Source organism: Nonomuraea sp. NPDC051191 (assembly GCF_044455665.1).
GTDB lineage: Bacteria > Actinomycetota > Actinomycetes > Streptosporangiales > Streptosporangiaceae > Nonomuraea.
Genome location: NZ_JBITEZ010000004.1, coordinates 23326 through 45818, shown reverse-complemented (window position 1 = coordinate 45818; position 22493 = coordinate 23326). Strand labels below are relative to the sequence as shown.

At 70.6% G+C, this 22493-nt stretch carries 24 protein-coding genes, 1 pseudogene and 1 riboswitch; of the genes and pseudogenes, 13 read left to right on the top strand and 12 right to left on the bottom strand.

All coding sequences use genetic code 11. The annotated features are described in order from the left end of the window. Positions 1-54: 54 nt before the first annotated feature. Together ACIA8R_RS11905 and ACIA8R_RS11900 are read left to right on the top strand one after the other, a co-directional pair. Positions 55-654, top strand: coding sequence for an NADPH-dependent FMN reductase (locus tag ACIA8R_RS11905; RefSeq protein ID WP_364095427.1), 600 nt, complete (start codon positions 55-57; stop codon positions 652-654). Next, positions 654-1298 carry a TetR/AcrR family transcriptional regulator gene (locus ACIA8R_RS11900; protein ID WP_364095430.1) on the top strand — a complete coding sequence of 215 codons (645 nt, stop codon included), beginning with the start codon at positions 654-656 and terminating at the stop codon, positions 1296-1298. Before ACIA8R_RS11905 ends, ACIA8R_RS11900 begins: the two co-directional genes overlap by 1 nt. 46 nt (positions 1299-1344) lie before the next feature. On the opposite strand, the gene ACIA8R_RS11895 is transcribed toward ACIA8R_RS11900, so the two are convergent. Together ACIA8R_RS11895 and ACIA8R_RS11890 are read right to left on the bottom strand one after the other, a co-directional pair. After that, complete coding sequence (locus ACIA8R_RS11895; protein ID WP_397038062.1) at positions 1345-2514, bottom strand: sensor histidine kinase; 1170 nt, start codon at positions 2512-2514, stop codon at positions 1345-1347. After that, positions 2511-3165, bottom strand: a pseudogene (locus ACIA8R_RS11890) (response regulator transcription factor). The gene ACIA8R_RS11895 and the pseudogene ACIA8R_RS11890 overlap by 4 nt, the downstream one beginning before the upstream one ends. 140 nt (positions 3166-3305) lie before the next feature. Between ACIA8R_RS11890 and ACIA8R_RS11885 the strand changes: the two are divergent. Genes ACIA8R_RS11885 through ACIA8R_RS11870 form a run of 4 tightly spaced genes read left to right on the top strand, consistent with a single transcriptional unit; the run spans position 3306 to position 6629 of the window. Then, positions 3306-3746 (top strand): hypothetical protein, encoded by a 441-nt coding sequence (locus tag ACIA8R_RS11885; RefSeq protein ID WP_364095439.1) that lies wholly within the window; start codon positions 3306-3308, stop codon positions 3744-3746. Positions 3747-3757: 11 nt separating this feature from the next. Then, positions 3758-4783, top strand: coding sequence for a peptidoglycan-binding protein (locus ACIA8R_RS11880; protein WP_397038060.1), 1026 nt, complete (start codon positions 3758-3760; stop codon positions 4781-4783). Next, a complete protein-coding gene (locus ACIA8R_RS11875) occupies positions 4780-5442 on the top strand; it encodes an ABC transporter ATP-binding protein (protein ID WP_397038058.1) in 663 nt (220 codons plus the stop codon). The genes ACIA8R_RS11880 and ACIA8R_RS11875 overlap by 4 nt, the downstream gene beginning before the upstream one ends. Continuing rightward, positions 5439-6629, top strand: a complete 1191-nt coding sequence (locus ACIA8R_RS11870; protein ID WP_397038056.1) for an ABC transporter permease — start codon at positions 5439-5441, stop codon at positions 6627-6629. Before ACIA8R_RS11875 ends, ACIA8R_RS11870 begins: the two co-directional genes overlap by 4 nt. A 9-nt stretch (positions 6630-6638) precedes the next feature. Here ACIA8R_RS11870 and ACIA8R_RS11865 read toward each other — a convergent pair whose 3' ends face one another. Next, positions 6639-6974 carry a hypothetical protein gene (locus ACIA8R_RS11865; RefSeq protein ID WP_357696630.1) on the bottom strand — a complete coding sequence of 112 codons (336 nt, stop codon included), beginning with the start codon at positions 6972-6974 and terminating at the stop codon, positions 6639-6641. A 120-nt stretch (positions 6975-7094) separates the two neighbouring features. Between ACIA8R_RS11865 and ACIA8R_RS11860 the strand changes: the two genes are divergently transcribed. Continuing rightward, a complete protein-coding gene (locus ACIA8R_RS11860; protein ID WP_397038054.1) occupies positions 7095-9095 on the top strand; it encodes a HelD family protein in 2001 nt (666 codons plus the stop codon). Positions 9096-9157: 62 nt separating this feature from the next. Beyond that, the gene (locus ACIA8R_RS11855) at positions 9158-9688 is read left to right on the top strand and encodes a YbhB/YbcL family Raf kinase inhibitor-like protein (protein WP_357696634.1); all 531 of its coding nucleotides are present in this window, start codon (positions 9158-9160) and stop codon (positions 9686-9688) included. Between the two features lie 193 nt (positions 9689-9881). On the opposite strand, the gene ACIA8R_RS11850 is transcribed toward ACIA8R_RS11855, so the two are convergent. The 6 genes from ACIA8R_RS11850 to ACIA8R_RS11825 all read right to left on the bottom strand — a co-directional run bounded on the left by ACIA8R_RS11850 (position 9882) and on the right by ACIA8R_RS11825 (position 15231). Then, positions 9882-10340: a hypothetical protein gene (locus tag ACIA8R_RS11850; RefSeq protein ID WP_397038052.1), complete on the bottom strand. Its 459-nt coding sequence runs from the start codon at positions 10338-10340 to the stop codon at positions 9882-9884. A 152-nt stretch (positions 10341-10492) separates the two neighbouring features. Continuing rightward, positions 10493-12121 carry a chaperonin GroEL gene (groL, locus tag ACIA8R_RS11845; protein ID WP_357696638.1) on the bottom strand — a complete coding sequence of 543 codons (1629 nt, stop codon included), beginning with the start codon at positions 12119-12121 and terminating at the stop codon, positions 10493-10495. A gap of 344 nt (positions 12122-12465) precedes the next feature. Then, a complete protein-coding gene (locus ACIA8R_RS11840; protein WP_068927743.1) occupies positions 12466-12666 on the bottom strand; it encodes a cold-shock protein in 201 nt (66 codons plus the stop codon). A gap of 243 nt (positions 12667-12909) precedes the next feature. Next, a complete protein-coding gene (locus ACIA8R_RS11835) occupies positions 12910-13185 on the bottom strand; it encodes a MoaD/ThiS family protein (protein ID WP_364095458.1) in 276 nt (91 codons plus the stop codon). A 25-nt stretch (positions 13186-13210) separates the two neighbouring features. Then, positions 13211-14443, bottom strand: a complete 1233-nt coding sequence (gene thrC / locus ACIA8R_RS11830; protein WP_357696642.1) for a threonine synthase — start codon at positions 14441-14443, stop codon at positions 13211-13213. A gap of 13 nt (positions 14444-14456) precedes the next feature. Continuing rightward, positions 14457-14597: riboswitch (SAM riboswitch) on the bottom strand. 79 nt (positions 14598-14676) lie between these two features. Further along, on the bottom strand, positions 14677-15231 hold the full coding sequence (locus ACIA8R_RS11825; RefSeq protein WP_189654051.1) for an RNA polymerase sigma factor: 555 nt from the start codon (positions 15229-15231) through the stop codon (positions 14677-14679). A 31-nt stretch (positions 15232-15262) separates the two neighbouring features. On the opposite strand from ACIA8R_RS11825, the gene ACIA8R_RS11820 reads away from it, so the two are divergent. Further along, positions 15263-16687 (top strand): trehalose-6-phosphate synthase, encoded by a 1425-nt coding sequence (locus tag ACIA8R_RS11820; RefSeq protein WP_357696644.1) that lies wholly within the window; start codon positions 15263-15265, stop codon positions 16685-16687. Positions 16688-16728: 41 nt separating this feature from the next. Continuing rightward, entirely contained in the window at positions 16729-17913 is a 1185-nt protein-coding gene (locus tag ACIA8R_RS11815; RefSeq protein ID WP_397038048.1) for an MFS transporter, read from the top strand. Here the strand turns inward: ACIA8R_RS11815 and ACIA8R_RS11810 are convergent. From ACIA8R_RS11810 to ACIA8R_RS11800, 3 genes are all read right to left on the bottom strand, one after another. Next, positions 17891-18469 (bottom strand): hypothetical protein, encoded by a 579-nt coding sequence (locus ACIA8R_RS11810; RefSeq protein WP_364095467.1) that lies wholly within the window; start codon positions 18467-18469, stop codon positions 17891-17893. The genes ACIA8R_RS11815 and ACIA8R_RS11810 overlap by 23 nt on opposite strands. Positions 18470-18577: 108 nt before the next feature. After that, a complete protein-coding gene (gene otsB / locus ACIA8R_RS11805; protein ID WP_357696650.1) occupies positions 18578-19348 on the bottom strand; it encodes a trehalose-phosphatase in 771 nt (256 codons plus the stop codon). A gap of 39 nt (positions 19349-19387) precedes the next feature. Next, positions 19388-19687, bottom strand: coding sequence for a DUF3263 domain-containing protein (locus ACIA8R_RS11800; RefSeq protein ID WP_357696652.1), 300 nt, complete (start codon positions 19685-19687; stop codon positions 19388-19390). Positions 19688-19807: 120 nt separating this feature from the next. Between ACIA8R_RS11800 and ACIA8R_RS11795 the strand changes: the two genes are divergently transcribed. From ACIA8R_RS11795 to ACIA8R_RS11785, 3 genes are all read left to right on the top strand, one after another. Continuing rightward, positions 19808-20623, top strand: a complete 816-nt coding sequence (locus ACIA8R_RS11795; protein WP_357696654.1) for an SAM-dependent chlorinase/fluorinase — start codon at positions 19808-19810, stop codon at positions 20621-20623. Between the two features lie 120 nt (positions 20624-20743). Beyond that, a complete protein-coding gene (locus ACIA8R_RS11790) occupies positions 20744-21307 on the top strand; it encodes a hypothetical protein (RefSeq protein ID WP_397038045.1) in 564 nt (187 codons plus the stop codon). Continuing rightward, on the top strand, positions 21304-22488 hold the full coding sequence (locus tag ACIA8R_RS11785) for a S8 family serine peptidase (RefSeq protein ID WP_397038043.1): 1185 nt from the start codon (positions 21304-21306) through the stop codon (positions 22486-22488). The genes ACIA8R_RS11790 and ACIA8R_RS11785 overlap by 4 nt, the downstream gene beginning before the upstream one ends. Positions 22489-22493: the final 5 nt, after the last annotated feature.

Sequence of the window (22493 nt, the reverse complement as noted above, 5' to 3'; positions counted from 1 at the left end):
ATTGACACTGCCTAGTGTACTTTGGTCGCGTTGCCTGAACTCCCGAGGAGAGACATGCCCGAGCTCACCGTCCTGGCCTTGTCCGGCAGCCTGCGCGCGGACTCCCACAACACGGCCCTGCTGCACGCGGCCCGCGCGCTCGAACCCGGCGGGTTCGTCATCGACATCGATCACGACCTGGGCCGGCTGCCCCTCTACAACCAGGACCTGGACACCGGCACGCCACCGGCGTCGGTCACGACGCTGCGCGCCCGCATCGCCGCGGCCGACGCCTTGCTGATCGCGACGCCGGAGCACAACGCCTCCGTTCCGGCCGCGCTGAAGAACGCCATCGACTGGGCCAGCACGGCCCCCGAAGGGCTGCTGCGGGGCAAGCCCGTGGCCATCGCCGGCGCCTCGCCTGGACCGTTCGGCTCGGTACGCGCCCAGCTCGCCCTTCGCCAGATCCTGGCCTCGGTGGGAGCGGAAGTCGTCGTCAAGCCGGAGGTGACAGTCTTCCACTGCGACACCCGCTTCACGCACGACCGCCGACTGACCGACCCCGACACCACCGACCTGCTGCGCGAACTGCTCGACGCCCTGGCCCGCAAGGCCCGCCAGAGCCCCGGACGCCCCTACACTGCACCGAGGAGTTTCCAGCGGGAAGGACGTTGATGACCCTGCGCCAGGCCGAGCCGTACGGCCGACCGGAAAAGCGCCAGGCGATCACCCGTGCCGCCCGTCGCGTGTTCGGCCGCGACGGCTACACCCGGGCCAGCGTGGACGCGATCGCCGCGGCGGCGGGGGTGTCCAAACGGACCATCTACCGGCACTTCACCGACAAGGAGCAACTGTTCCTGACCGTCGCGCTGGAAGGCGCGGACGAGGTCACCGCAGCGATCGCACAGATCATGGACCGACACCTGCACAAGATCGTGGATCTGGAGCAGGACCTGATCGACTTCTCCCTCGACCGGGTCGCCGCGGTCACCGCCTTCCCCGACCACTTCGCCCTGGTGCGGGCCATCGAGGCGGAGGCGGCCCACATCCCACCGCCGATCCTCAAGGCATGGGTCGCGGCCGGCCCGCAGACCGGGCACCTGCGCCTGGCGCCGTACCTGCGCCGGATCGCCGAGCGCGGCCTGCTACGGATCGACGACGCCGACGTTGCCGCCGCCCACCTCACCCTGCTGACCGTCACCGACGTGAACCAGCAGACCTTCTACGGCGCCATACCGCTTTCCACGGAGGAGATCACCCGGCTCGTCACCGCGGGCGTGCAGGCCTTCCTCCGCAGCTATGCCGCCACCGCCGGGTAGCACACCGACACCGCTCAGCCCGGTGCAGGTCATGTGGGCAACGGCGTCACAGCGGAGGCGATGAGGGCAGGCGCACGGTCACCGTCAGCCCGCCTTCCTCGCGTGGTTCGGCCACCACCGTGCCTCCATGGGCTCGGGCGGTAGCACGCACGATGGACAGGCCCAGCCCGGTGCCACGGTCGGAGCGCACCCGGTCGGCTCGCAGGCGGCGGAACGGCTCAAAGATCGTTTCCAGGTCGTAGGCGGGCACGATCGGACCACTGTTGGCCACGGACAGCTCCGCTTCGCCGTCGCCCAGCCTGGTCGTCACCCAGACCTCGCCGCCCTGGACGTTGTGCCTGATGGCGTTCTCCACGAGATTCTGCGCCAGCCGTTCGAGCAGGACGGGGTCGCCCTTGGTCGGCGCGGGCGTCAGCGCCTGGTGCAGGACGATGCTCTTGGCGTCGGCCTCCTCACCGGCGTGGTCGACGACGTGGGAGGCGACCTCGGACAGGTCCACGGGCTGATGGCGTTCCAGGACGGGCCTGTCGCTCTCGGCCAGCGCGAGCAGGCCGTCGATGAGACGCTCGTGCCGAGTGTTGACGACCAGCAGTGATTCGCCGAGCCGCTGGGTGTCAGGGGTGGCGTCGGGCCTGCGCAGAGCCACGTCCACCAGCGTCCGGTTGATCGCCAGGGGTGTGCGCAGCTCGTGCGAGGCGTTGGCGATGAAACGTTTCTGCACGTCGAAGGCGTGCGCCAGGCGGGCGAGCATCAAATCGAAGGTGTCGGCCAGGTCCTTGACGTCATGGTTGGAGCCGGTGTAGGCGATGCGCTCGGCGAGATTGTGGCCGTGGGCGACCCGCCGCGCGGTATCGGTGACCTGGTAGAGGGGCTTGAGGACGCGCCCGCTCACCATCCAGCCCGCAATCGTGGCGAGCGCCCCCAGCAGGACGACGACCAGCCCGGCCTGGAGGAGGAAGCGGGTCATCGTCGCCTGCTCGTAGTTCTGCTGGCCGTTGAGCACGTCCCGCTTGGAGACCTTGACCAGCACCACCTTCCCGCTCGGCTCCAGGACGGCGTGGCTGGGCAAGAACTCGGGGGCGGCCTGCAGCCTGAGGCGGGTGTCGTCCAGGATTCCCCGGACGATCAGGAAGCTGATGCCCAGCACCAGCACGCCGGAAATGAAGAAGATTCCGCTGTACAGCAGCGTGAGCCGCAGGCGGACGGACAGCTTCACAGGATCCGGTACCCCACTCCCTGGACGGTCTCGATGACCTGAGGCTCGCCCAGCTTGCGGCGCAGGCGCATCATCGTCACCCGCACGGTGTTGGTGAAGGGGTCGGCGTTCTCGTCCCAGGCCTTCTCCAGCAGTTGCTCGGCGGACACGACGGTGCCACCTGCCTTCAGCAGCTCGGCACACGGCGAACTCCTTGCGGGCCATCGCGACGTAGCGCCCGTCGCGGTAGACCTCGCGGCGGGCCTGGTCGAGCCGGATCCCGGAGCGTTCCAGCTGCGGCGGGTCGGCACGCGAAGCGCGTCGGCCCAGTGCGTGGATGCGGGCCAGCAGCTCTTCGAAGGCGAACGGCTTGGTGAGGTAGTCGTCGGCGCCCAGCGACAGCCCCGAGACCCTGGACGGCACGTCCGAGGCGGCAGTGAGCATGAGAACGCGCACAGCGCATTCAGATCCGACCACTGTCCTGGCGACATCGTCACCGTGCACGCCAGGCAGGTCACGGTCCAGGACGAGCACGTCATAGTCGTGGACGCCGAGTCGTTCGAGCGCGCTCTCCCCGTCATAGGCGACATCCACGGCCATCGCCTCGGCGCGCAGCCCTTCGGCGATCGAATCCGCGAGCATCTCCTCGTCCTCGACGATCAACACGCGCAAGGGAGTCCCTCCTTCACCTGAAGATGCCAAACCTGCCGAACGCGGCATAACCCCGACATAACACGATCGCGTAACTGCGATGTTAGGGCGATCCGGATCTACTCGACTCGCATCCACCACCAGCCGGATCGAGGGGATCCATGAAGAAGCTCACCGCCCTGCTCCTGCTCGCCTTGGCCACCGCGTGCTCTGGAGGCGGCACGCAGGCCTCGCCCCAGGCCCAGCAGTCGCTCTACGCCTCCGATGCCGAGGTGAAGTTCGCCCAGTGCGTGCGCGACAACGGCATCGACGACTTTCCGGACACCGTCGGCGATGAGGGCTACGCCATCAAGGACCTCGCCGCCTTCGACAAGGCCCAGCAGACCTGCGCCAAGTGGAGGGAGGCCGGGGGGCTGGCCAAGAAGGTCGACGCCGCCTACATCGACGCCGTGACCGCATTCGCCAAGTGCATGCGAGAGCGCGGCATGAAGGTTCACGACCCCGACCCCAAGACCGGCAACTACCAGGTCGACGTCGACGACAAGGACCGCGCGGCCTTCGAGAAGGCGCAGAACGAGTGCCGTCACCTGCTGCCTCGATGAAAGGAACAGAGATGAAACGCATGCTCGTCGGCCTGGCCGCCGCTGCGGCTGTGGTGACGGGAACCGCCGCCGCCCTGTCCATGGGCGGCGAGAGCGACACGGCCGCCGCTTCGCCGCCACCACAGGCCACGGCGGACGTCGTCCGCGGTGACCTGACCGACACGACCTCGCTCTCCGGCAAGATCATCTTCACGGGAGAGCAAGCCGTGCGCGGTCACATCGCCGGGACGATCACAGCGGTGGCCGCCCCTGGCCGGATCCTGCGTCAGGGCCAGGTGCTCTATCGCGTGGACCGCAAGCCCGTCGTGCTGATGTACGGCAAGCTGCCGCTCTACCGGCCGCTCCGCCAGGGAGTCAAGGGCGGGCCCGACGTTCGCCAGCTGGAGAAGGCACTGAAGGCGCTCGGCTACGGCAAGGACGTCACCATCGACGACCGGTTCTCGCGGGCCACCGCTCGCGCCGTACGGGCGTGGCAGAAGCGCGCCGGCCTCCCGCAGACCGGAGTCGTGGACGCCGAGCAGGTCGTGTTCCTGCCATCGAAGATCAGAATCGCGAAGGCGGACGTGGCAGTCGGCGACAGCATCTCCCCTGGCCGCCAGGTGTTCGCAGCGACCGGCACCGACCGCCTCGTCCACCTCGACCTTGACGTCGCCGACCTTGCGCTGGCCAGGAAGGGCGCCATGGTGAAGGTGGAGCTGCCCGGCGGCGGCACGGTCGCCGGGACGTTGGTCACGGTCGGCGCGGTGGCCAAGTCGCGCGAGGGCGACGCCACCATCGACGTCGGCGTCCGGCTCGCCAAGCTCAAGAGTGGGCTCGCTGACCAGACGCCCGTCACCGTGCTGCTGGAGAGCATCAGCAGGCGCGACGTCCTGAGCGTCCCTGTCGAGGCGCTGCTGGCCACCGCCGACGGTGGTTACGGGGTGGAGATCGGTGGGCGCGTGGTCTCCGTCAAGACCGGTGCGTATGGCGGAGGGCGTGTCGAGATCTTCGGCCCTGGGCTGGAAGCGGGCATGAAGGTCGGGGTGCCGGCTGCATGATCATTGAGGTCGAGAACGTCAGGAAACGCCACAACGACACTGTCGAGGCGCTGCGCGGCGTGAACCTGAAGGTCGCCGAAGGAGAGCTGCTGGCCATCATCGGCCCATCCGGATCGGGCAAGTCGACGCTGCTCAACCTCCTGGGTACCCTGGATCGCCCCACGTCTGGCACCGTCCGCATCGCTGGGCACGACGTCAGCACGCTGACCGATCGCCAGCTGTCCGTCCTGCGCGCGCTCCACCTGGGCTTCGTCTTTCAGCAGTTTCACCTGGCCGCCGGGGTCCCGATCCTCGACAACGTGGCTGACGGCCTCCTCTACGCGGGACGTCCGCTGACCGAACGCCGCGAACGCGCCCAGGCGGCGCTGGAACGCGTCGGCCTCGCTCACCGGCTGGACCACCGTCCGCACCAGCTGTCCGGAGGCGAACAGCAGCGCGTGGCCATCGCCCGAGCCGTCGTCGGCGACCCGCCGCTGCTGCTCGCCGACGAACCCACCGGCAACCTCGACTCCGCCTCGGGCCGGCAGGTGCTCGCCGTTCTGCGCGAGCTTCACGCCGTGGGCACCACCATCGTCATGATCACTCACGACATGGACATCGCTCAGTGGTGCCCGAGACGGGTCCGCATCCAGGACGGCAGCATCGGGGAGGACGCATGACCTCACTCGCACCCGTCCGCCTACGGCCACGCGACGTGGCCAGGGTCGGCGCCGCGGGCCTGCGGGCCAGAACATCGCGCGTGGTGATGTCCGCGCTCGGTATCGCCATCGGCATCGCGACGATGATCTCGGTGATCGGCATCTCGGCGTCCGGCCAGGAGCAGCTGCTGCGTCAGCTCGATCAGCTTGGCACCAACCTGCTGCGGGTGGAACCCGGCAAGGCGCTCATGGGCGATCCGGTCAAGCTGCATCCGGACGCCGCCCTCATGGTACGCAGGATCTCCGGCGTCACCGACGCCAGTGTCACCGGCACCGTGGACGCGAGCGTCCGCAGGACCGACCGCATCCCCAAGGAGGACACAGGCGGGCTGACCGTTCAGGCCACCTCCCTGGACCTGCTGAGCACACTCGATGGACGCGTGGGCACCGGACGCTGGTTCGACGAGGCGATCGCCCGCCAGCCGGCCGTCGTCCTCGGCTCGGTCGCCGCCCAGCGGCTCGGCGTCAGCCGTACCGGAGTCCAGGTGTGGGTGGGCGACCGGTGGTTCACCGTGACCGGGATCCTCGCCCCGGTGCCGCTCGCGCCGGAGATCGACCGTGCCGCGCTGATCGGTTTCCCGGTCGCGCAGGAGCGGCTCGGATTCGACGGTCACCCCACCACCGTGTACGAGCGGTCGAGTGAGGAATCGGTGGAGCAGGTCAGAGGCATGCTTGCGCGGACGGTCAGCCCGGAGCGACCGCACGAGATCGCGGTCTCCCGCCCGTCGGACGCGCTGGTCGCCCGCGCGGCCGCTGCGGGCACCTTCACCAACCTGCTGCTCGGACTTGGCGCAGTCGCACTGCTCGTCGGCGGCGTGGGCGTGGCCAACACGATGGTGATCTCGGTGCTGGAGCGCCGCAAAGAGATCGGGCTACGTCGCGCGCTGGGCGCCACACGTGGGCAGATCAGAATCCAGTTCCTGACAGAGTCGCTGCTGCTGTCGGTGCTCGGCGGAGTGGCAGGGCTCGCACTCGGCGGACTGGTGACCGCCGGGTACGCCCTGTGGCAGGGCTGGCCCCCCACGGTGCCCGCGTGGGTGCTGGCCGGCGCCTTCGCCGCCACGCTGGCCGTCGGCGCGATCGCCGGGATCTACCCGGCGATCAGGGCCTCCCACCTGCCTCCCACAGTGGCCCTGGCGTCCAGCTGACGCCAGGACCTACCTGGCGAGCAGGCCGCCGAGGAACAGCACCCCTCCGGCGACGATCCACGTGGCGACGCCCGTCCCCATGAGGCGGCCGAACGTGCGCGGGTCGTGTCGTGACGCGGGGACCAGCCAGGCGGCCAGCGTGGAGCAGGCGGCCACCGCGGCGAACACCCCCGACACCGTGGAGACCGTGCCGAGGCGCTGGGAGCACGCCGACGAGGGCCCGCCGCCCGCGCAGAACGCCTCCAGCCCCCAGCCGGCGAAGACCGACAGGCCCCAGAGCGCCGCCAGCAGGAAGCTCGCGACCGTGGGGATCATCGGCGAGAAGCCGAGGCGAAGCCGCGCCACCTTCCCTCCTTACCCCGCCGGGGACAGGTAAATGCTTTGGAGCCACCGGAAGGCCGCCGCTAAACTGGTCGATTCGCTGCCTTGACCACCTCCGTTTCCGACCTTGGGAGGCGCTTCCGCGTGCCCGCACATCAACTGGCCCCCGACATACCCTCCGACGTGCTCTCCGCCGAGCAGGCCCACCTGGCCGAGTCCAGGGCCGCGCTCACGGCGATGCGGGCCCACGCCCAGTCGTTGTCGGCCGACGCGGCCGGCGACTGGGTCTCGCAGCAGATCCTCCAGTCGCTGCTGGACCAGCGCGTGGCCGCCCTGGCCGACCATCCGGACACGCCGCTGTTCTTCGGCCGGCTCGACCGCGAGGGCGGCGACGACCTGCCGGTCACCATCTACGTCGGCCGCCGCCACGTGCACGACGGCACCAGCCGGCCGCTGGTCATCGACTGGCGCGCGCCGGTGTCCCGCGCGTTCTACCAGGCCAGCCCCGCCGAACCCATGGGCGTCGTACGCCGCCGCCGCTTCGGGTACCACGGCGGCGCGCTGACCGCGTTCGAGGACGAGCCGCTCGGCGAGGGCGGCGAGGTCGGCCCCTCGAAGATCCTTACCGAGGAGATCGAACGCCCGCGCACCGGCCCGATGCGCGACATCGTGGCCACCATCCAGCCCGACCAGGACGAGATCGTCCGCGCGACGCTGGCCCAGACCGTGTGCGTCCAGGGCGCCCCCGGCACCGGGAAGACCGCCGTGGGCCTCCACCGGGCCGCGTACCTGCTGTTCACCCATCGCGAGCGGCTGGCCAGGTCGGGCGTGATGATCGTCGGACCGAACCGGGCGTTCCTGTCCTACATCTCCTCCGTCCTGCCCGCGCTGGGCGAGGTCAAGGTCGACCAGACCACGGTGGCCGGGCTGCTCGGCGAGCACGCCGCCCAGGAGGACCCGGCGGTCTCCGCGGTCAAGGGCGACGCCAGGATGGCCGCGGTGCTCGAACGGGCGCTCTGGATGCACATCGTGAAGCCCGAGGACGGCCTGGTCTTCACGAAGGGCGCCTACCGCTACCGGGTCGCCGATCACGAGGTGCGCGAGATGGTGGCGTCCCTGCGCGGCACCACCCGCTACCTGCCGGGGCGGGCCGCGCTGGCCCAGCGCCTGGCCCACCAGGTGCTCGTACGCATGGAGCAGCGCGGCGAGTCGCCCGACGACCGGGTCCAGGACGCGGTGGCCAGGTCCAAGCCGGTCAAGCAGCTCGTCGAGGCCGTGTGGCCGAAACTGACGCCCGAACAGGTCCTTCACCGCCTGCTGTCAGACCCAGAATTCCTCACTAAAGCCGCCAAAACCGATTTGTCGCCCGACGAGCAGGAAATGCTGCTTTGGCGGAAGCCTTATCGGAGCTGGAAGTCGGCCAAATGGTCGGCCGCCGACGGCGCGCTCCTCGACGAGCTGAACGACCTCATGGAACGCACGCCGTCCCTGGGCCACCTCGTCGTGGACGAGGCCCAGGACCTGTCGGAGATGCAGCTGCGGGCGCTCGGCCGGCGCTGCCGCAACGGCTCGGCCACCGTGCTCGGCGACCTGGCCCAGGGCACCACGCCGTGGTCCACCAGCTCGTGGGAGACCGTGCTGAAGCACCTCGGCCAGGACGAGGGCGAGGTGACCGAGCTGACGCTCGGCTTCCGCGTGCCGCGCGAGGTGCTCGACTACGCGGCCCGCCTGCTGCCCTCGATCGCCCCGGCACTGGCCGCCCCGCGGTCGCTGCGTCCGGGCGCGGGCTCGCTCACGGTCCGGCAGGGCGGCACGGTCGCCGAGGCCGCCCGGGAGGTGCTGGCCAGGGAGGGCTCGATCGGCGTCATCGTCCCCGACGCGATGGTCGCCGCGGTGTCCGAGGCGCTGTCCGGCCTGCCGCACGCGGTGCTCGACCCCGACTCGGCGCAGGAGCACCGCCTGCTGATCGTGCCCGCCACGCTCGCCAAGGGCCTGGAGTACGACCACGTGATCGTCGTCGAGCCCGCCGACATCGTCGAGGCCGAGCCCCGCGGCCTGGCCCGCCTGTACGTGGTCCTGACCCGAGCGGTCACCTCGCTCACGGTCCTGCACGACAAGCCGCTCCCGGCGCAGCTCGGCGCCTGACGGAGGGCGGGCGCGGCCGCTTCTAGGATGGCCTGAAGGAGCTGTCAACCTAGGAGGATGCCGTGCCCGCACCGCTTCCGCATGAACACCTGCCCTCCGTCCCCGCGCTCGTGGTGGAGAGCGACGACATCCAGGACGGCGAGCGGCTGAACGACCTCCACGTCTTCAACGACTGGGGGATGACCGGCGGGAACGTCTCGCCGCAGCTGCGCTGGTCCGGCGCCCCGGAGGGCACCCGCGGCTACGCCGTCACCTGCCACGACCCCGACGCCCCCACCGGCAGCGGCTTCTGGCACTGGGTGCTGTTCGACCTTCCCGGCGACACCGCCGAGCTCCCCAGGGGCGCGGGCACCGGCCCCGACTTCAAGGGCCTGCCCGCCGGCGCGGTCCACGCCCGCAACGACTACGGCACCAAAGACTACGGCGGCGCCGCTCCCCCGCCCGGCGACCCCCACCGCTACGTCTTCACGGTGCACGCGCTCGGGGTCGACAAGCTGGGCGTCGGCAGCGACGCGAGCCCGGCCGTGGTCGGCTTCAACATCACCGCCAACACGCTGGCCCGCGGTCACGTCATCGCGCACTTCGGCATCTGAGTTCAGCATCTGAGTTCAGCGTCTGAGTTCAGCGTCCGGGTTCAGCGTCTGAGTTCAGCGTCCGAGTTCTGGGCCCGGGTTCGGGGGCCGAGTTCGGCACAACACCGCGGCGAAGGCGCCCCGTTCGCATACGGAGCGCCTTCGCCGTGGTGCCGCGTCGGGTCTCGTACGCCCCCGCGTCACCCAGACGGGTTCAGTCGTCCTGCACGGTGCCGTCCGCGAACGTGATGTCCCCGGGAGCGTCGGTCGAGGTGTCCTCACGCTCGTCCGCCGACATGTCCTCGCCCTCGTCGGAACCCTCGTCGGCGCCCTCGTTCGCCGAGGCGTCCTCGCTCTCGTCCGACACGTCCGCGCCCTCGTTCGCCGACGTGTCCTCGCTCTCGTCCGACACGTCCGCGCGATCGTCGGACGACTCGTCCTCGAAGGCGTCCGACAGGTCCTCACGCTGGTCCGACGACGTCCACCTCGACGGCGAGGCGCAGTAGTCGCGGTCGTACAGCTCCAGGTAGCCCGCGCAGTAGGGTACGTCCACGTACTCCAGCGACTCGTCCAGGTAACCGTGGTCGTCGGCCTCGGCCGGCATGGTCATGGCGGCAGCGGCGGCCAGCATGACGGCGCCGAGCCCGAGAACGCGCGCGGTGCGGGAATTCATGTAACTACTCCTTTTGTGCGGTGAATGTCACTTCGTGTCGTTACTTTCCGTAGTCAATAACTACTAAACGTGACCGCACTGGACACAACAAAAGGCGGCCGGATCCTTGGAGATCCGAACCGCCTTCTGATGCGTCAGCGACCAGGCGAAGCCTAGAAGTCCATGTCGCCGCCGCCGGGCATGCCGGCCGGAGCAGCAGGGGTCTTCTCGGGCTTCTCCGCGATGACGGCCTCGGTGGTCAGGAAGAGCGCCGCGATGGAGGCGGCGTTCTGCAGCGCGGAGCGCGTCACCTTGGCCGGGTCGATGATCCCGGACTCGAACATGTTGACGTACTCGCCGGAAGCGGCGTTGAGGCCCTCGCCCGGGGTCAGGTTGCGCACCTTCTCCACGACGACGCCACCCTCGAGACCGGCGTTGACCGCGATCTGCTTGAGCGGCTCCTCCAGAGCCTTCTTCACGATCGCCGCGCCGGTGGCCTCGTCGCCGTTGAGCTCGAGCTTGTCGAACGCCTTGGCGCCGGCCTGCAGCAGCGCCACGCCACCGCCGGGGACGATGCCCTCCTCGACGGCCGCCTTGGCGTTGCGCACGGCGTCCTCGATGCGGTGCTTGCGCTCCTTGAGCTCGACCTCGGTCGCCGCGCCGGCCTTGATGACCGCCACGCCACCGGCCAGCTTGGCCAGGCGCTCCTGCAGCTTCTCACGGTCGTAGTCGGAGTCGGTGCGCTCGATCTCGGCGCGGATCTCGTTGACCCGGCCGGAGATCGCCTCGGCGTCACCGGCGCCGTCGACGATGGTGGTCTCGTCCTTGGTCACCACGACCTTGCGGGCGCGGCCGAGCAGGTCGAGGGTGGCGGTCTCCAGCTTGAGGCCGACCTCCTCGGCGATGACCTGACCACCGGTCAGGATCGCGATGTCGCCCAGCATGGCCTTGCGGCGGTCGCCGAAGCCCGGGGCCTTGACGGCCACGGAGCGGAACAGGCCGCGGATCTTGTTGACCACCAGGGTCGCCAGAGCCTCGCCGTCGACGTCCTCGGCGATGATCAGCAGCGGCTTGCCGGACTGCACGACCTTGTCGAGCAGCGGCAGCAGGTCCTTGTTGGCCGAGACCTTGCTGTTGACGATCAGGATGTACGGGTCTTCGAGCACGGCCTCCATACGGTCGGAGTCGGTCACGAAGTACATCGACGTCATGCCCTTGTCGAAGCGCATGCCCTCGGTGAGCTCGAGCTCGAGACCGAAGGTGTTGCTCTCCTCGACGGTGATGACGCCTTCCTTGCCGACCTTGTCCATCGCCTCGGCGATGAGCGAGCCGATCTCGGGGTCGGCGGCGGAGATGGAGGCGGTGGAGGCGATCTGCTCCTTGGTCTCCACGTCCTTGGCCAGCTTGGAGAGCTCCTCGCTGACGCGCTCGACGGCGGCCTCGATGCCCTTCTTCAGTGCCATCGGGTTGGCGCCGGCGGCGACGTTGCGCAGACCTTCGCGCACCAGCGCCTGGGCGAGCACGGTGGCCGTGGTGGTGCCGTCGCCGGCGACGTCGTCAGTCTTCTTGGCGACTTCCTTGACCAGCTCGGCGCCGATCTTCTCCCACGGGTCCTCGAGCTCGATCTCCTTGGCGATGGAGACGCCGTCGTTGGTGATCGTGGGAGCGCCCCACTTCTTCTCCAGCACGACGTTGCGCCCCTTGGGACCAAGGGTCACCTTGACGGCGTCGGCGAGCTGGTTCATACCGCGCTCGAGACCGCGCCGGGCGTCCTCGTCAAACGCGATCATCTTGGCTGCCATAAGGCTAGACCTCCCAGATGCAGGGTGGCGTGTGCTGGACCGAGCCGACGCCCGCGACGGCATGGGTCTGCATCTCCGTTCGGCAGACCCCATCGTCTCGATCCGGGTTGTTGGCACTCTGCCATACAGAGTGCCAACGAACTGTTTAGCACTCTACCCTGCCGAGTGCAAGCCACGGGCCCCCTGCCCCAGGTCATCGGGCAGGTCATCGGGCACACCGGTTCGTACGGCGAGCCGCCCCAGGAGGTGCGGCCCGCCGTGCGAAGCCGACGGAGGAAACAGTGGCGGGCTCACGCGGACTGCGCTGCCGCGCGTGCCGCCCGGTTCACACCGGCGACGGTGGGTCAGACCGCGCGGACGGACTCCGCCTGCGGCCCCTTCTGGCCCTGCGTGATCTCGAACTCGACGCGCTGACCCTGTTCGAGAGATCGGTACCCGTCCATCATGATCGCTGAGTAATGGACGAATACATCCTTACCACCGTCTACCGCGATGAAGCCGTAGCCCTTGTCCGCGTTGAACCACTTGACGGTGCCCTGCGCCACTTCCGACTCCTCTTACTGGGCTCGCAGATCTCGCCCATTCCTCCGCGAGACCTGTAATCGCCTGACTTTTGGGAAAATCAGCCATACGATCGCCCTCGACCATACCTGTGGCACGGGGTTTGGCAACAGAGTCAATCGACAAACCGCTAATTTCATCGAAGGCTGAGTCGTTCGAGTTGAATTGGGTTCTAAAACAAGAAGGCGCCCACAAGGGGCGCCTTCAAGAGTCGGGGGGTCCGGCGGTCAGCCGCCCGCGACGGCGGGGATGATGGAGATCTGTGTGCCTTCGGGGGCGGGAGTGTCCAAGCCTTCGACGAAACGGACATCCTCTTCGCCAACGTAAACGTTGACAAAACGACGAATCTTGCCCGATTCATCCAGAATTCTCGCGCCGATCCCCGGGTAGTCGGAGTCGAGCTTGGCGAGAACGTCACGAAGAGTCGCCCCTTCGCCACTCACTTCGGCGTTACCCCCGGTGTAAGTGCGCAGAATGGTGGGAATCCGCACAGAAACGCTCATGGTTTTTGTTGCCTTTCCTGGATTGTCAGACAGTCGCGCGGAACGCGTCGAGAGAGGGCCGGATCACGGCGGTGGGCCGCGCGTCGTCGCTGATCGCGTCGAGCGTCTTGAGGCCGTCGCCGGTGTTCAGGACCACGGTCTCGGCCTCGGGGTCGAGCCTGCCCGTCTCGACGAGCTTCTTCAGCACGCCCACCGTGACGCCGCCCGCGGTCTCGGCGAAGATGCCCTCGGTGGAGGCCAGGAGCTTGATCGCGGCGACGATCTCCGGGTCGGTGACGTCCTCGACACCCCCGCCGGTACGCCGGGCGATGTCCAGCACGTACGGCCCGTCGGCGGGGTTGCCGATGGCCAGCGACTTGGCGATCGTGTCCGGCTTGACCGGCTGGACCACGTCGTGCCCCGCCTTGTACGCCGTCGAGACCGGCGAGCACCCGGCCGCCTGCGCCCCGAACACCTTGTACGGCGTGTCCTCGACCAGCCCGAGCGCGATCAGCTCCTTGAACCCCTTGTCGATCTTCGTGAGCTGGGAGCCCGAGGCGATGGGGATGACGATCTGCTCCGGCAGCCGCCAGCCGAGCTGCTCGGCGATCTCGTACGCGAGCGTCTTGGACCCCTCGGCGTAGTACGGCCGCAGGTTGACGTTGACGAACCCCCACCTCTCGCCCAGCGGGTCACCGATCAGCTCGGAACAGAACCGGTTGACCTCGTCGTAGGTGCCCTCGATCCCGACCAGCCGGCCGCCGAACACCCGGGCCATGGCGATCTTGGCCGCTTCGAGGTCGGCCGGGATGAACACGCACGCGTCGAGGCCGGCCCGCGCGGCGGCGGCGGTGACCGCGCCGGCGAGGTTGCCCGTGGAGGAGCAGGAGAGCGTGTGGAACCCGAAGTTCCTGGCCGCCTCGACGGCGATGGCGACCACGCGATCCTTGAAGGAGTGGGTGGGGTTGCCCGAGTCGTCCTTCACGAACAGGGACCGGAGGCCGAGCGCCTTGCCGAGGTTGCCGGCCTTGACCAGCTTCGTCCAGCCCGGGTTCATGTTGGGCTTGCTCGCCACGTCGGCGGGGACCGGAAGCAGGGAACGGTAGCGCCAGATGTTGGCGGGGCCGGACTCGATGTCCGCGCGGGTCACCTGGCCGAAGGAGTAGGCCGCTTCGAGCGGCCCGAAACACTCCAGGCAGGCGAAGCTGGGGCCCAGGGGGTAGCGCGTGCCGCACTCGCGGCAGGACAGAGCGACGGCAGGACCAAAGTCGAGCGACATGAAGCGAGGCCTTCCCTCATCTTCGCCCGCGGCCACCTTGACCGCGAACCGGAATTGGCACCTTGTCCCGGTCGGCCTCGCCAGGTCGCGAGTACAAGCCGGGAGGGTTGCCGGGGCTTCGCAGGGCCGGTCCCTCCACCCCTCTGGATGAGCAATATTCAGTTGTCGAAAGGGACTCTACCTTCTCAAGTGGCCGAAACGGCCACCCATCTCAGAAGGTGAGAAAGCTTGTCTCACCGATAGTCCTCCCCGAGGACTCCCTGCACGTACTTGCGGGCCTGGTGGATGCGGGACTTGGCGGTACCGAGCGGGATGTTGAGCTGCTCGGCCACCTCGTTGTAGTCGAGCTGGACGATGTCGCGCAGCACCAGCGCCTGGGCCAGGTCGGGCTTGTCGGCCTCCAGCGCCTCCATCGCGTCGAGCAGGTCGAGCCGCGAGCCGGCGATCACGCTGACCCGCCGCGCGTCCGGCTTCTGCATCGGCAGCTCCTCCGACGTCTGCTCGGCGGCCCTGCGCTTCAGCGACCGGTACGTGGTGCGCGCGCAGTTGGCGGTCACGATGTGCAGCCAGGTGCTGAACCTGGCCCGCCCCTCGAACCGCCCGATGTTGCGCGCCACGGCCAGCAGTGTGTCCTGCGAGGCTTCTTCCGCGTCCTGGTGATAGGGCAGGATCCGGGCGCAGTGGCGCATCACGTCAGGCTCGATCCTGGCCAGGAGCTCGCCGAGCGCGCGATGGTCTCCGGCCGCGGCCGAGCGGGCGAGTTCCTCGGTTAGCTCATCTAGCGCCATAGCTGGGATCCTATGGGCGAAGGGAGCCCAAATGAACAGCGTTCTCGTGGCGTCCAACCGCGGGCCGGTCTCCTTCACCGTCGACGACGACGGTGAGCTGACCATGAAACGCGGTGGTGGGGGCCTGGTCTCGGGCCTGTCGGGGGTGGCCAAGGAGCACGGCGTGCTGTGGGTGTGCGCCGCGCTGTCCGACGGCGACCGCAGCGCCGTACGCCTCGCTCCGGGGGGCCGGCTCGACCGGACGGGCTACGACACGGGCGCGTTGCGGATGCTCGACATCCCCGCGGCCACCTTCCACCGCGCCTACAACGCCGTGGCCAACTCGACCCTGTGGTTCGTCAACCACCTGCTGTACGACATCCCCAACTCCCCCAGCTTCGGCACCAAGTTCCGGCGCGAGTGGGAGTCCTACCGCGACTACAACGGCGCGTTCGCGCTGGCGCTGGCCGAGGAGGCCGGGCACGGCGCACGCGTGATGGTCCAGGACTACCACCTGACGCTCACCCCGGCGATGCTCCGCGCCGAGCGCCCCGACCTGCGCATCGCCCATTTCAGCCACACGCCGTGGGCGCCCCCGGAGTACTTCTCCCTGCTGCCCGACGCGGTGACCAGGGAGGTCCTGGACGGCATCCTGGGGGCCGACCACGCGGGCTTCCTCACCGCGCGGTGGGCGGCGGCGTTCATGGACTGCTGCGAGGCGCTGCTGGGCGCGCGGGTGGACCGCGCGGCCCGCACGGTCACCCACGAGGGCAGGAAGACGCGCGTCGGCGTGCACAGCCTGGGCGTGGACGGCGCTGCGCTGTGGGCGCGGGCCTGCGAGCCCGACGTCGAGTCGCACATGGCCGCGCTCGCCGAGCAGGTGGCCGGGCGGCGGCTGATCGTCCGCATCGACCGCACCGAGCTGTCCAAGAACATCGTGCGCGGGCTGCTGGCCTACCGGGAGTTCCTGGCCGCCCATCCGGAGTGGCACGGCAAGGTGGTCCACCTGGCCTTCGCCTACCCGAGCCGGCACGACCTGCCCGAATACCGCGAGTACACCGCGTCGGTGCAGCGCTGCGCGCGCGAGATCGAGGACGAGTACGCCACCGAGGACTGGGACCCGGTCATCCTCAACGTCAACGACGACTACCCGCGCTCGCTGGCCGCCTACCGCCTGGCGGACGTGCTGCTGGTCAACCCCATCCGCGACGGCATGAACCTGGTGGCCAAGGAGGGGCCCGTCCTGTCGCCGCGCTGCGCCCTGGTGCTCTCGCGCGAGGCGGGGGCGGCGGCCGAGCTGGGGCCGTACGCGCTGGTGGTCAACCCCTACGACGTGAGCGGCACGGCGGCCGCGCTGCACGAGGCCCTGGTGATGCCCGAGGACGAGCGCAGGCGCCGCCGCGACCGGCTGTACGAGGCGGCCACCGCGCTGCCGCCGCACAAGTGGCTGGAATCCCAGCTCGATGCTCTGCTTTAACATGAGAAGTCGGATTCACTGCCAATGACGGAGGCTGCCGGGTGTCGACGGTCTCAGTGCCCATCCGACTCCTCCGGGACCGTCCGACCTGGCTGATCTATCTCCTGCTCGGCGCGTTCGCCACCTTCATGTACGGCCTCAGCGCCGCCCTGCCGCTCCTGCGCGCCGACCAGCGCACCACGGCCACCGTCGCCGGGCTGCACGGCACCGCCATGGCGCTCGGCACGGTCGGCGCCGGCCTCACCCTGCCCCTGCTCACCAGGCTCCTCGGCCGGCGTGTGACGTGCTGGGTCGGCCTGGCCGGGATGAACGCCGGCGTGCTGCTGGTCATGGCCACCTCCGCGCTGCCCCTGACGCTGCTGGGCTACGGCGTGGCCGGCGGCTTCGGCTCGGTCATGCTCTACGCGGCGATGGCCGAGCTCAGCGACCACCACGGGCCCGCGGGGCCGGCCGCGCTCAGCGAGGCCAACGCCGTGGGCGTGCTGGTGGGGATCGTGGCGACGTTCGTGCTCAGCCAGGTGGCGCAGAGCGCGCTCGGCTGGCGGGCCGCCCTGCTGATCACCCCGGCGGTCAGCGTCCTGCTCGCACTGGCGCTGGGCCGCTCCTGGCCCGCGCCCCGGCAGGGCGTGGAAGGGGAGGACGACGTGGTCGCCCTGGGCGGCGTCCAGGCGCGGGAGGGCGGCCGGTGGCGCTTCCATCTGGCCGGGGCCGTGCTGTTCTGCTGCGTGGCCCTGGAGTTCTCGTTCAACCTGTGGGCCGCCGACCTGTTCGCCCTCAGGACCGGCGTGACGGCGGCCGTCGCGGCGACCGGGCTGACGGCGTTCGTCAGCGGCATGGCGGCGGGCAGGTTCGCGGGCGCGCAGCTCGCGCTGCGGCTGCCGGCCACGCCGCTGTTCGTCGGCGCCCTGGGGCTGATGGCGCTCGGCTGGCTGCTGTTCTGGACGAGCGGCGCGCCGGTGCTGTCGTACGCGGGGCTGGCGCTGAGCGGGCTGGGCGCGTCGCTGCAATTTCCGCTCGCGCTGAGCTCGCTGATCGCCGCCTCCGGCGACCGGGCGGACCGGGCGGCGGCCGCCTCGCCCGTGTGGGCGGGCGCCGCCATGGCGGTCGGCCCGCTGCTGCTCGGCTCGCTGGCCGACGGCTACGGCACCGGGACCGCGTTCGTGCTGGTGCCGGTGATCATCGCTGTCGCGGTGACCGGGGTGCTCATGTCCAGTCGGCGTACTTGAGCGTGTCGGCCAGGCCGGGCGTGTCCCACTGGTCCACGACGAGGATCCGGCTCTTCGGCAGGTACCACTCGCGCTGCGTGAAGCGGGCCTTCACGCCGTTGCCCGAGTAGCTGACGCACTTGGCCTGCCAGGCGTTGTAGGCGGCCTTGTGCCCGGCCCCCATCTGCCGGTAGCCCCTGGTGACCTTGGGGCCGATGACCTCGCCCCACTTCCGGTTGAACGGGCAGGGCTGCACGTCACTGGCCGGATAGTACGGGTTCTTGCCCGTGTAGGGTCCGAAGCCCTCCGCGCCCCGCTTGATCGCGTCGGGGCCGAGGATGTAGAACGCGTCGCACTCGGGCGAGCCCCAGCCCCGCGGCTTGGCGCAACGGCCGGTGACCACCTGCACATAGTCGGCCCCCTGACGGTGGACCACCCACTCGATCGGGATGTAGAGCGTCAGGCCGCCGCGCAACTTGAGCTGCTGGGCGGGGGCGGCGGAGGCGGCCCCGGGCACGGCGAGCACGGCCGCCAGGGACGCAACCGAAGCGGCGACAGCGAGAGATCGTCTTGACATGGGCACCAACGTAGAACCCGCCACTTGCAGCCCAATCACGAACGACTGAAAGCCGCGAGCCGGCTCGAAGACGGCGAAGGCCGCGAGCCGGCTCACGAACGGCTGAACTCAGGGACGGCTGAAGGCCGTCGTCAGCTCCCGCAGCAACGCCACCACGCCGTCGGGCCCGTCGACCACGATGTCGGCCCGTTCGGCCAGCGCGGTCACCTCCGCCGAGCCGCTGCACACGGTCACGCCGGGCAGCCCCGAGGCGCGTACGGCCTCGAACGCGGCCAGGTCGCCGAGGTCGTCGCCGACGAACATGACGGACCTGGCGTCCCGCTCGGCCAGGAACAGCCCGAGCGCGTGGCCCTTGTCCATGCCGGGCGGCCGCAGCTCCAGGACCATGCGTCCGGGCTCGATCACCAGACCGTGCTTGTCGGCCAGCCCGGCCAGCGGCTCGCGCAACGCGGCCAGCGCGCCCTCGGGGTCGGGGGCGCGCCTGGTGTGCACGGCCACCGCCCGGCCCTTGTCCTCGATCACCACGCCGTGCAGCCCGAGCGAGTCGAGCAGCAGCGGCAGCTCGGCCCGGGCGCGGGGCACGCCGGGCGGAGGCGGCGGCGCCGAGACGCGTCCGTGCTCCCACCGCTCGAAGCCGTAGTGGCCGAGCACCACGAGACCGGGCACGTCGGCCAGGCCGGGCCCGAGTTCGAGCGCGGTGGCCGCCGGCCTGCCGGTCACGATGGCCACGGCGCCGACGTGGGCGCCCAGCTCGGCGAGTACGGCGGGGGCCTCGGGGTGGATCCGGGCGGAGGCGGGATCGGGCACGATCGGCGACAGGGTTCCGTCGAAGTCGAGCCCGATCACGGCGCCGGACGGATCTTTAAGGATCGCTTCCATTCCAGGGATGTTCCTCACGCGGCTGCCGTACCCAGCCGGTCAGGGGCGCATGCCGAGCCGTCTCGCCGCACGGTCACGCTGACGGGTGGAGCGCAACCTTCGCAACCGTTTGACCAGCATCGGGTCCTGCTCCAGCGCCTCCGGTCTGTCGATCAGCTCGCCGAGCAACTGGTAGTAGCGGGTGGCCGAGAACCCGAAGGTCTCCTTGATGGCTTGCTCCTTGGCGCCCGCGTGACGCCACCATTGGCGTTCGAAGGCGAGGAGTTCGAGATCGCGGTCGGTGAGGGGTGGTCTGGACGGTTCCTGGGCAGCACTGTCACCGCTGAGCGGTGCTCCCATGATGTCCTCCTCGGGAAGGGGCGTGCGACGATCACATCGCACGCGTCGCGGCCCGTGGCCAATCGTAATGTGCGATGTGCGGCTGTTCACGGCGGATTGCCGGACGTACAGTCACGAACTGTGACCCCAGTCATCACGCTCCTCACGGACTACGGGCTCGAAGACGGCTTCGTGGCCGCCTGCCACGGAGTGATCGCCGGGATCGCGCCCCAGGCGCGGGTGATCGACGTGAGCCACCTGGTCCCGTCCGGCGACGTACGGCGTGGCGCGGCCATCCTCGCCCAGACCATCCCCTACCTCCCGGCGGGCGTGCACATCGGCGCGGTCGACCCCGGCGTGGGCGGCGCGCGGCGGTCGGTGGCGGTCGAGGCGGGCGGCCGGGTGTTCGTCGGCCCCGACAACGGCCTGCTGTCCTGGGCGGTGCACGCCAGCGGCGGCGCGCGGGCCGCGTACGCGCTCAGCAACGAGGAGCTCTTCCTGCGGCCGGTGTCGCCGACCTTCCACGGCCGGGACGTCTTCTCGCCGGTCGCCGGGCGGCTGGCGGGCGGCCTGGACCCGGCCGAGCTGGGCCCCCCGGTGCCGGTCGAGCGGCTGGTCTCGCTGCCCGCGCCGACCTCGCTGCTGCGGGAGGGCTCGGTCGAGGGCGAGGTCGTCTCGGTGGACCGCCACGGCAACACGCAGTTGTCGATCGCGGCGGGCGACCTGGACGCGCTGGGCGTCCAGGTGGGCGACACGCTGGGGGTGTGGCTCGGGCGGCGGCGGCTCGCGATGCCCTTCCGCACGTCGTTCGCGGCGGTGCCGCCGGGCGAGCTGGTGGCGTTCACGGACTCGGCGGGGCTGATCGCCATCGCGGTCAACTTCGGGGACGCGGCGCAGCGGCTGGGGCTCCCGCCTGGGGCACATGTCCGACTTTCGCCCACACCGCAGGGCGAATGACCGCATAACTACAATTACTCCGCGTATCGGGCTGTTTACCGAAGCGTCGGAACGACTCGCCGGCCACGTGCCAGAATGCACGGCAGATCGGGCGTCCCTCCTCTCCCGTTCGAGGTTGACGTGTACCAACTGTCCGTTGTGCTGCTCTCCATCCTGTCCGTGTTCTGGCCGCAGGCAGACGCGCCCGTGCCGGAGCGCTGGCACGCCTGGCCGGTGGCGCGGATCTTCCCTCTGGCCGTTCCCGGCGTCAGCCCGTCGGGGGCCAGGGTGACGTACGTGCTGGCGGGGGTGGCCCCCGAGGCGCCGTGCCGGGTGGCGTTCCAGCCCGCCGCGGTGCGGCCCGGCTGCCTGACCGCGCTGCGGGCCACGTACGCCGACAGCACCCAGACGTACGTGGCCACCGTCGGGATCGCCGTGCTCGACGCGCCCTGCCCACGCCCGAACGGCGGGGTGCGCCCGGCCACCGTGCGGCCCGTCGCCTTCCCCGGCGGCCCGGCCGAGCGGTTCGGCGAGCGGCAGTACTTCGCCGGGGCGCTGGCCGGGTCCGGCGACCCCTACCTGGTGGCAACGGCCGTGGGGTACGCCGACGGGCGGGCGTACCGGCCGGGCGGACGCGCCGCGCCGCGGCTGCGGGGCGCCGCGCGGCAGCTCGCCGTGGCGTTGCACCGGGCGCTGACCCGATGAGGATGCTCGCGTCCCTGCTGCCGGCTCTGATCCTGGCGGCCGGGGTCGCGGGCGTGGCGTCCAGCGCCACCGACGACGTGCGGACGGCGGCCTCGCCGAGCCTCCCCGGCGGCGTGGGCGCCGCCGCGCGGGCCCGGCAGTGGCAGCTCCGGGCGCTGCGCCTGCCCGGGGCGTGGCGGGAGAGCAGGGGCGCGGGCGTGCTGGTGGCCGTGCTGGACACCGGGGTGAACGGCCGCCACCCCGACCTGCGGGGCGTCGTGGCCCAGGGCCCCGACCTGACCGGCGCGCCCAAGCGCCTGTGGGGGCACCACGGCACCGCCATGGCCGGCCTGATCGCCGGCCGCGGGCACGGCGAGGGACGCACCGAGGGCGTGGTCGGCGTCGCCCCCGCGGCGCGGGTGCTGTCGATCAGGGTCACGCTGGAGAACACCGACCCGCTGCGCGCCGAACGGCGTACCGGCCGCCGCGACGCCCTGGCCGCGGGCATCAGGTACGCGGTCGACCACGGCGCGGACGTGATCAGCATGTCCCTCGGCGGCGGCAGCGGCGCGTGGGAGGGCTCGGCGGCCGAGGAGGAGGCCGTGCAGTACGCGATCGCCCGCGGCGTGGTCCTGGTGGCCTCGGCCGGGAACGACGGCGACACGACCAACAGGAAGAACTTCCCGGCCGCCTACCCGGGCGTCATCGCCGTGGGCGCGGTGGACCGGCGGCTGAGGGTGGCCCCCTTCTCCAACCGCCAGGACTACCTGTCGGTGGTCGCGCCGGGCACCGACATCGTCACGGCCGACGGCGCCGAGGGGTACGTGGCGGGCGACGGCACGAGCTCGGCGGCGGCCATGGTCGCGGGCGTGGCGGCCCTGGTGCGGTCGGCCCATCCGGGGCTGTCGCCGTACCACGTGCGCATGGCCATCGAGCGCGGCGCCAGGAGGCGGCCCACGAGCGGCCACAGCCGCGCCTACGGGCACGGGGTGGCCGACGCGCCGCTCGCCCTGCGGGAGGCCCGGCGGCTGGCGCACGGGACGCTCTCACCGGCCGCCCGGCCCGGCCCGTACTTCGGGCGGGGGCCGGCCGCGCCGCCCGCCTCCAGGGCGCCGGTGGTGGCCGGGATGGTGGTGCTGGCGGCGGCCATGTCGGCACGGGTGGTCACGACCCGGCGGAGGCGCCGGAGGGATTCACCCTAGCAAGC

Coding starts and splice junctions, on each gene's coding strand:
- ACIA8R_RS11905 (WP_364095427.1), top strand. CDS start 55: ATGCCCGAGCTCACCGTCCTGGCCTTGTCCGGCAGCCTGCGCGCGGAC.
- ACIA8R_RS11900 (WP_364095430.1), top strand. CDS start 654: ATGACCCTGCGCCAGGCCGAGCCGTACGGCCGACCGGAAAAGCGCCAG.
- ACIA8R_RS11885 (WP_364095439.1), top strand. CDS start 3,306: ATGAAGAAGCTCACCGCCCTGCTCCTGCTCGCCTTGGCCACCGCGTGC.
- ACIA8R_RS11880 (WP_397038060.1), top strand. CDS start 3,758: ATGAAACGCATGCTCGTCGGCCTGGCCGCCGCTGCGGCTGTGGTGACG.
- ACIA8R_RS11875 (WP_397038058.1), top strand. CDS start 4,780: ATGATCATTGAGGTCGAGAACGTCAGGAAACGCCACAACGACACTGTC.
- ACIA8R_RS11870 (WP_397038056.1), top strand. CDS start 5,439: ATGACCTCACTCGCACCCGTCCGCCTACGGCCACGCGACGTGGCCAGG.
- ACIA8R_RS11850 (WP_397038052.1), bottom strand. CDS start 10,340: ATGAATTCCCGCACCGCGCGCGTTCTCGGGCTCGGCGCCGTCATGCTG.
- groL (WP_357696638.1), bottom strand. CDS start 12,121: ATGGCAGCCAAGATGATCGCGTTTGACGAGGACGCCCGGCGCGGTCTC.
- ACIA8R_RS11835 (WP_364095458.1), bottom strand. CDS start 13,185: ATGAGCGTTTCTGTGCGGATTCCCACCATTCTGCGCACTTACACCGGG.
- thrC (WP_357696642.1), bottom strand. CDS start 14,443: ATGTCGCTCGACTTTGGTCCTGCCGTCGCTCTGTCCTGCCGCGAGTGC.
- ACIA8R_RS11825 (WP_189654051.1), bottom strand. CDS start 15,231: ATGGCGCTAGATGAGCTAACCGAGGAACTCGCCCGCTCGGCCGCGGCC.
- ACIA8R_RS11820 (WP_357696644.1), top strand. CDS start 15,263: ATGAACAGCGTTCTCGTGGCGTCCAACCGCGGGCCGGTCTCCTTCACC.
- ACIA8R_RS11810 (WP_364095467.1), bottom strand. CDS start 18,469: ATGTCAAGACGATCTCTCGCTGTCGCCGCTTCGGTTGCGTCCCTGGCG.
- otsB (WP_357696650.1), bottom strand. CDS start 19,348: ATGGAAGCGATCCTTAAAGATCCGTCCGGCGCCGTGATCGGGCTCGAC.
- ACIA8R_RS11800 (WP_357696652.1), bottom strand. CDS start 19,687: ATGGGAGCACCGCTCAGCGGTGACAGTGCTGCCCAGGAACCGTCCAGA.
- ACIA8R_RS11785 (WP_397038043.1), top strand. CDS start 21,304: ATGAGGATGCTCGCGTCCCTGCTGCCGGCTCTGATCCTGGCGGCCGGG.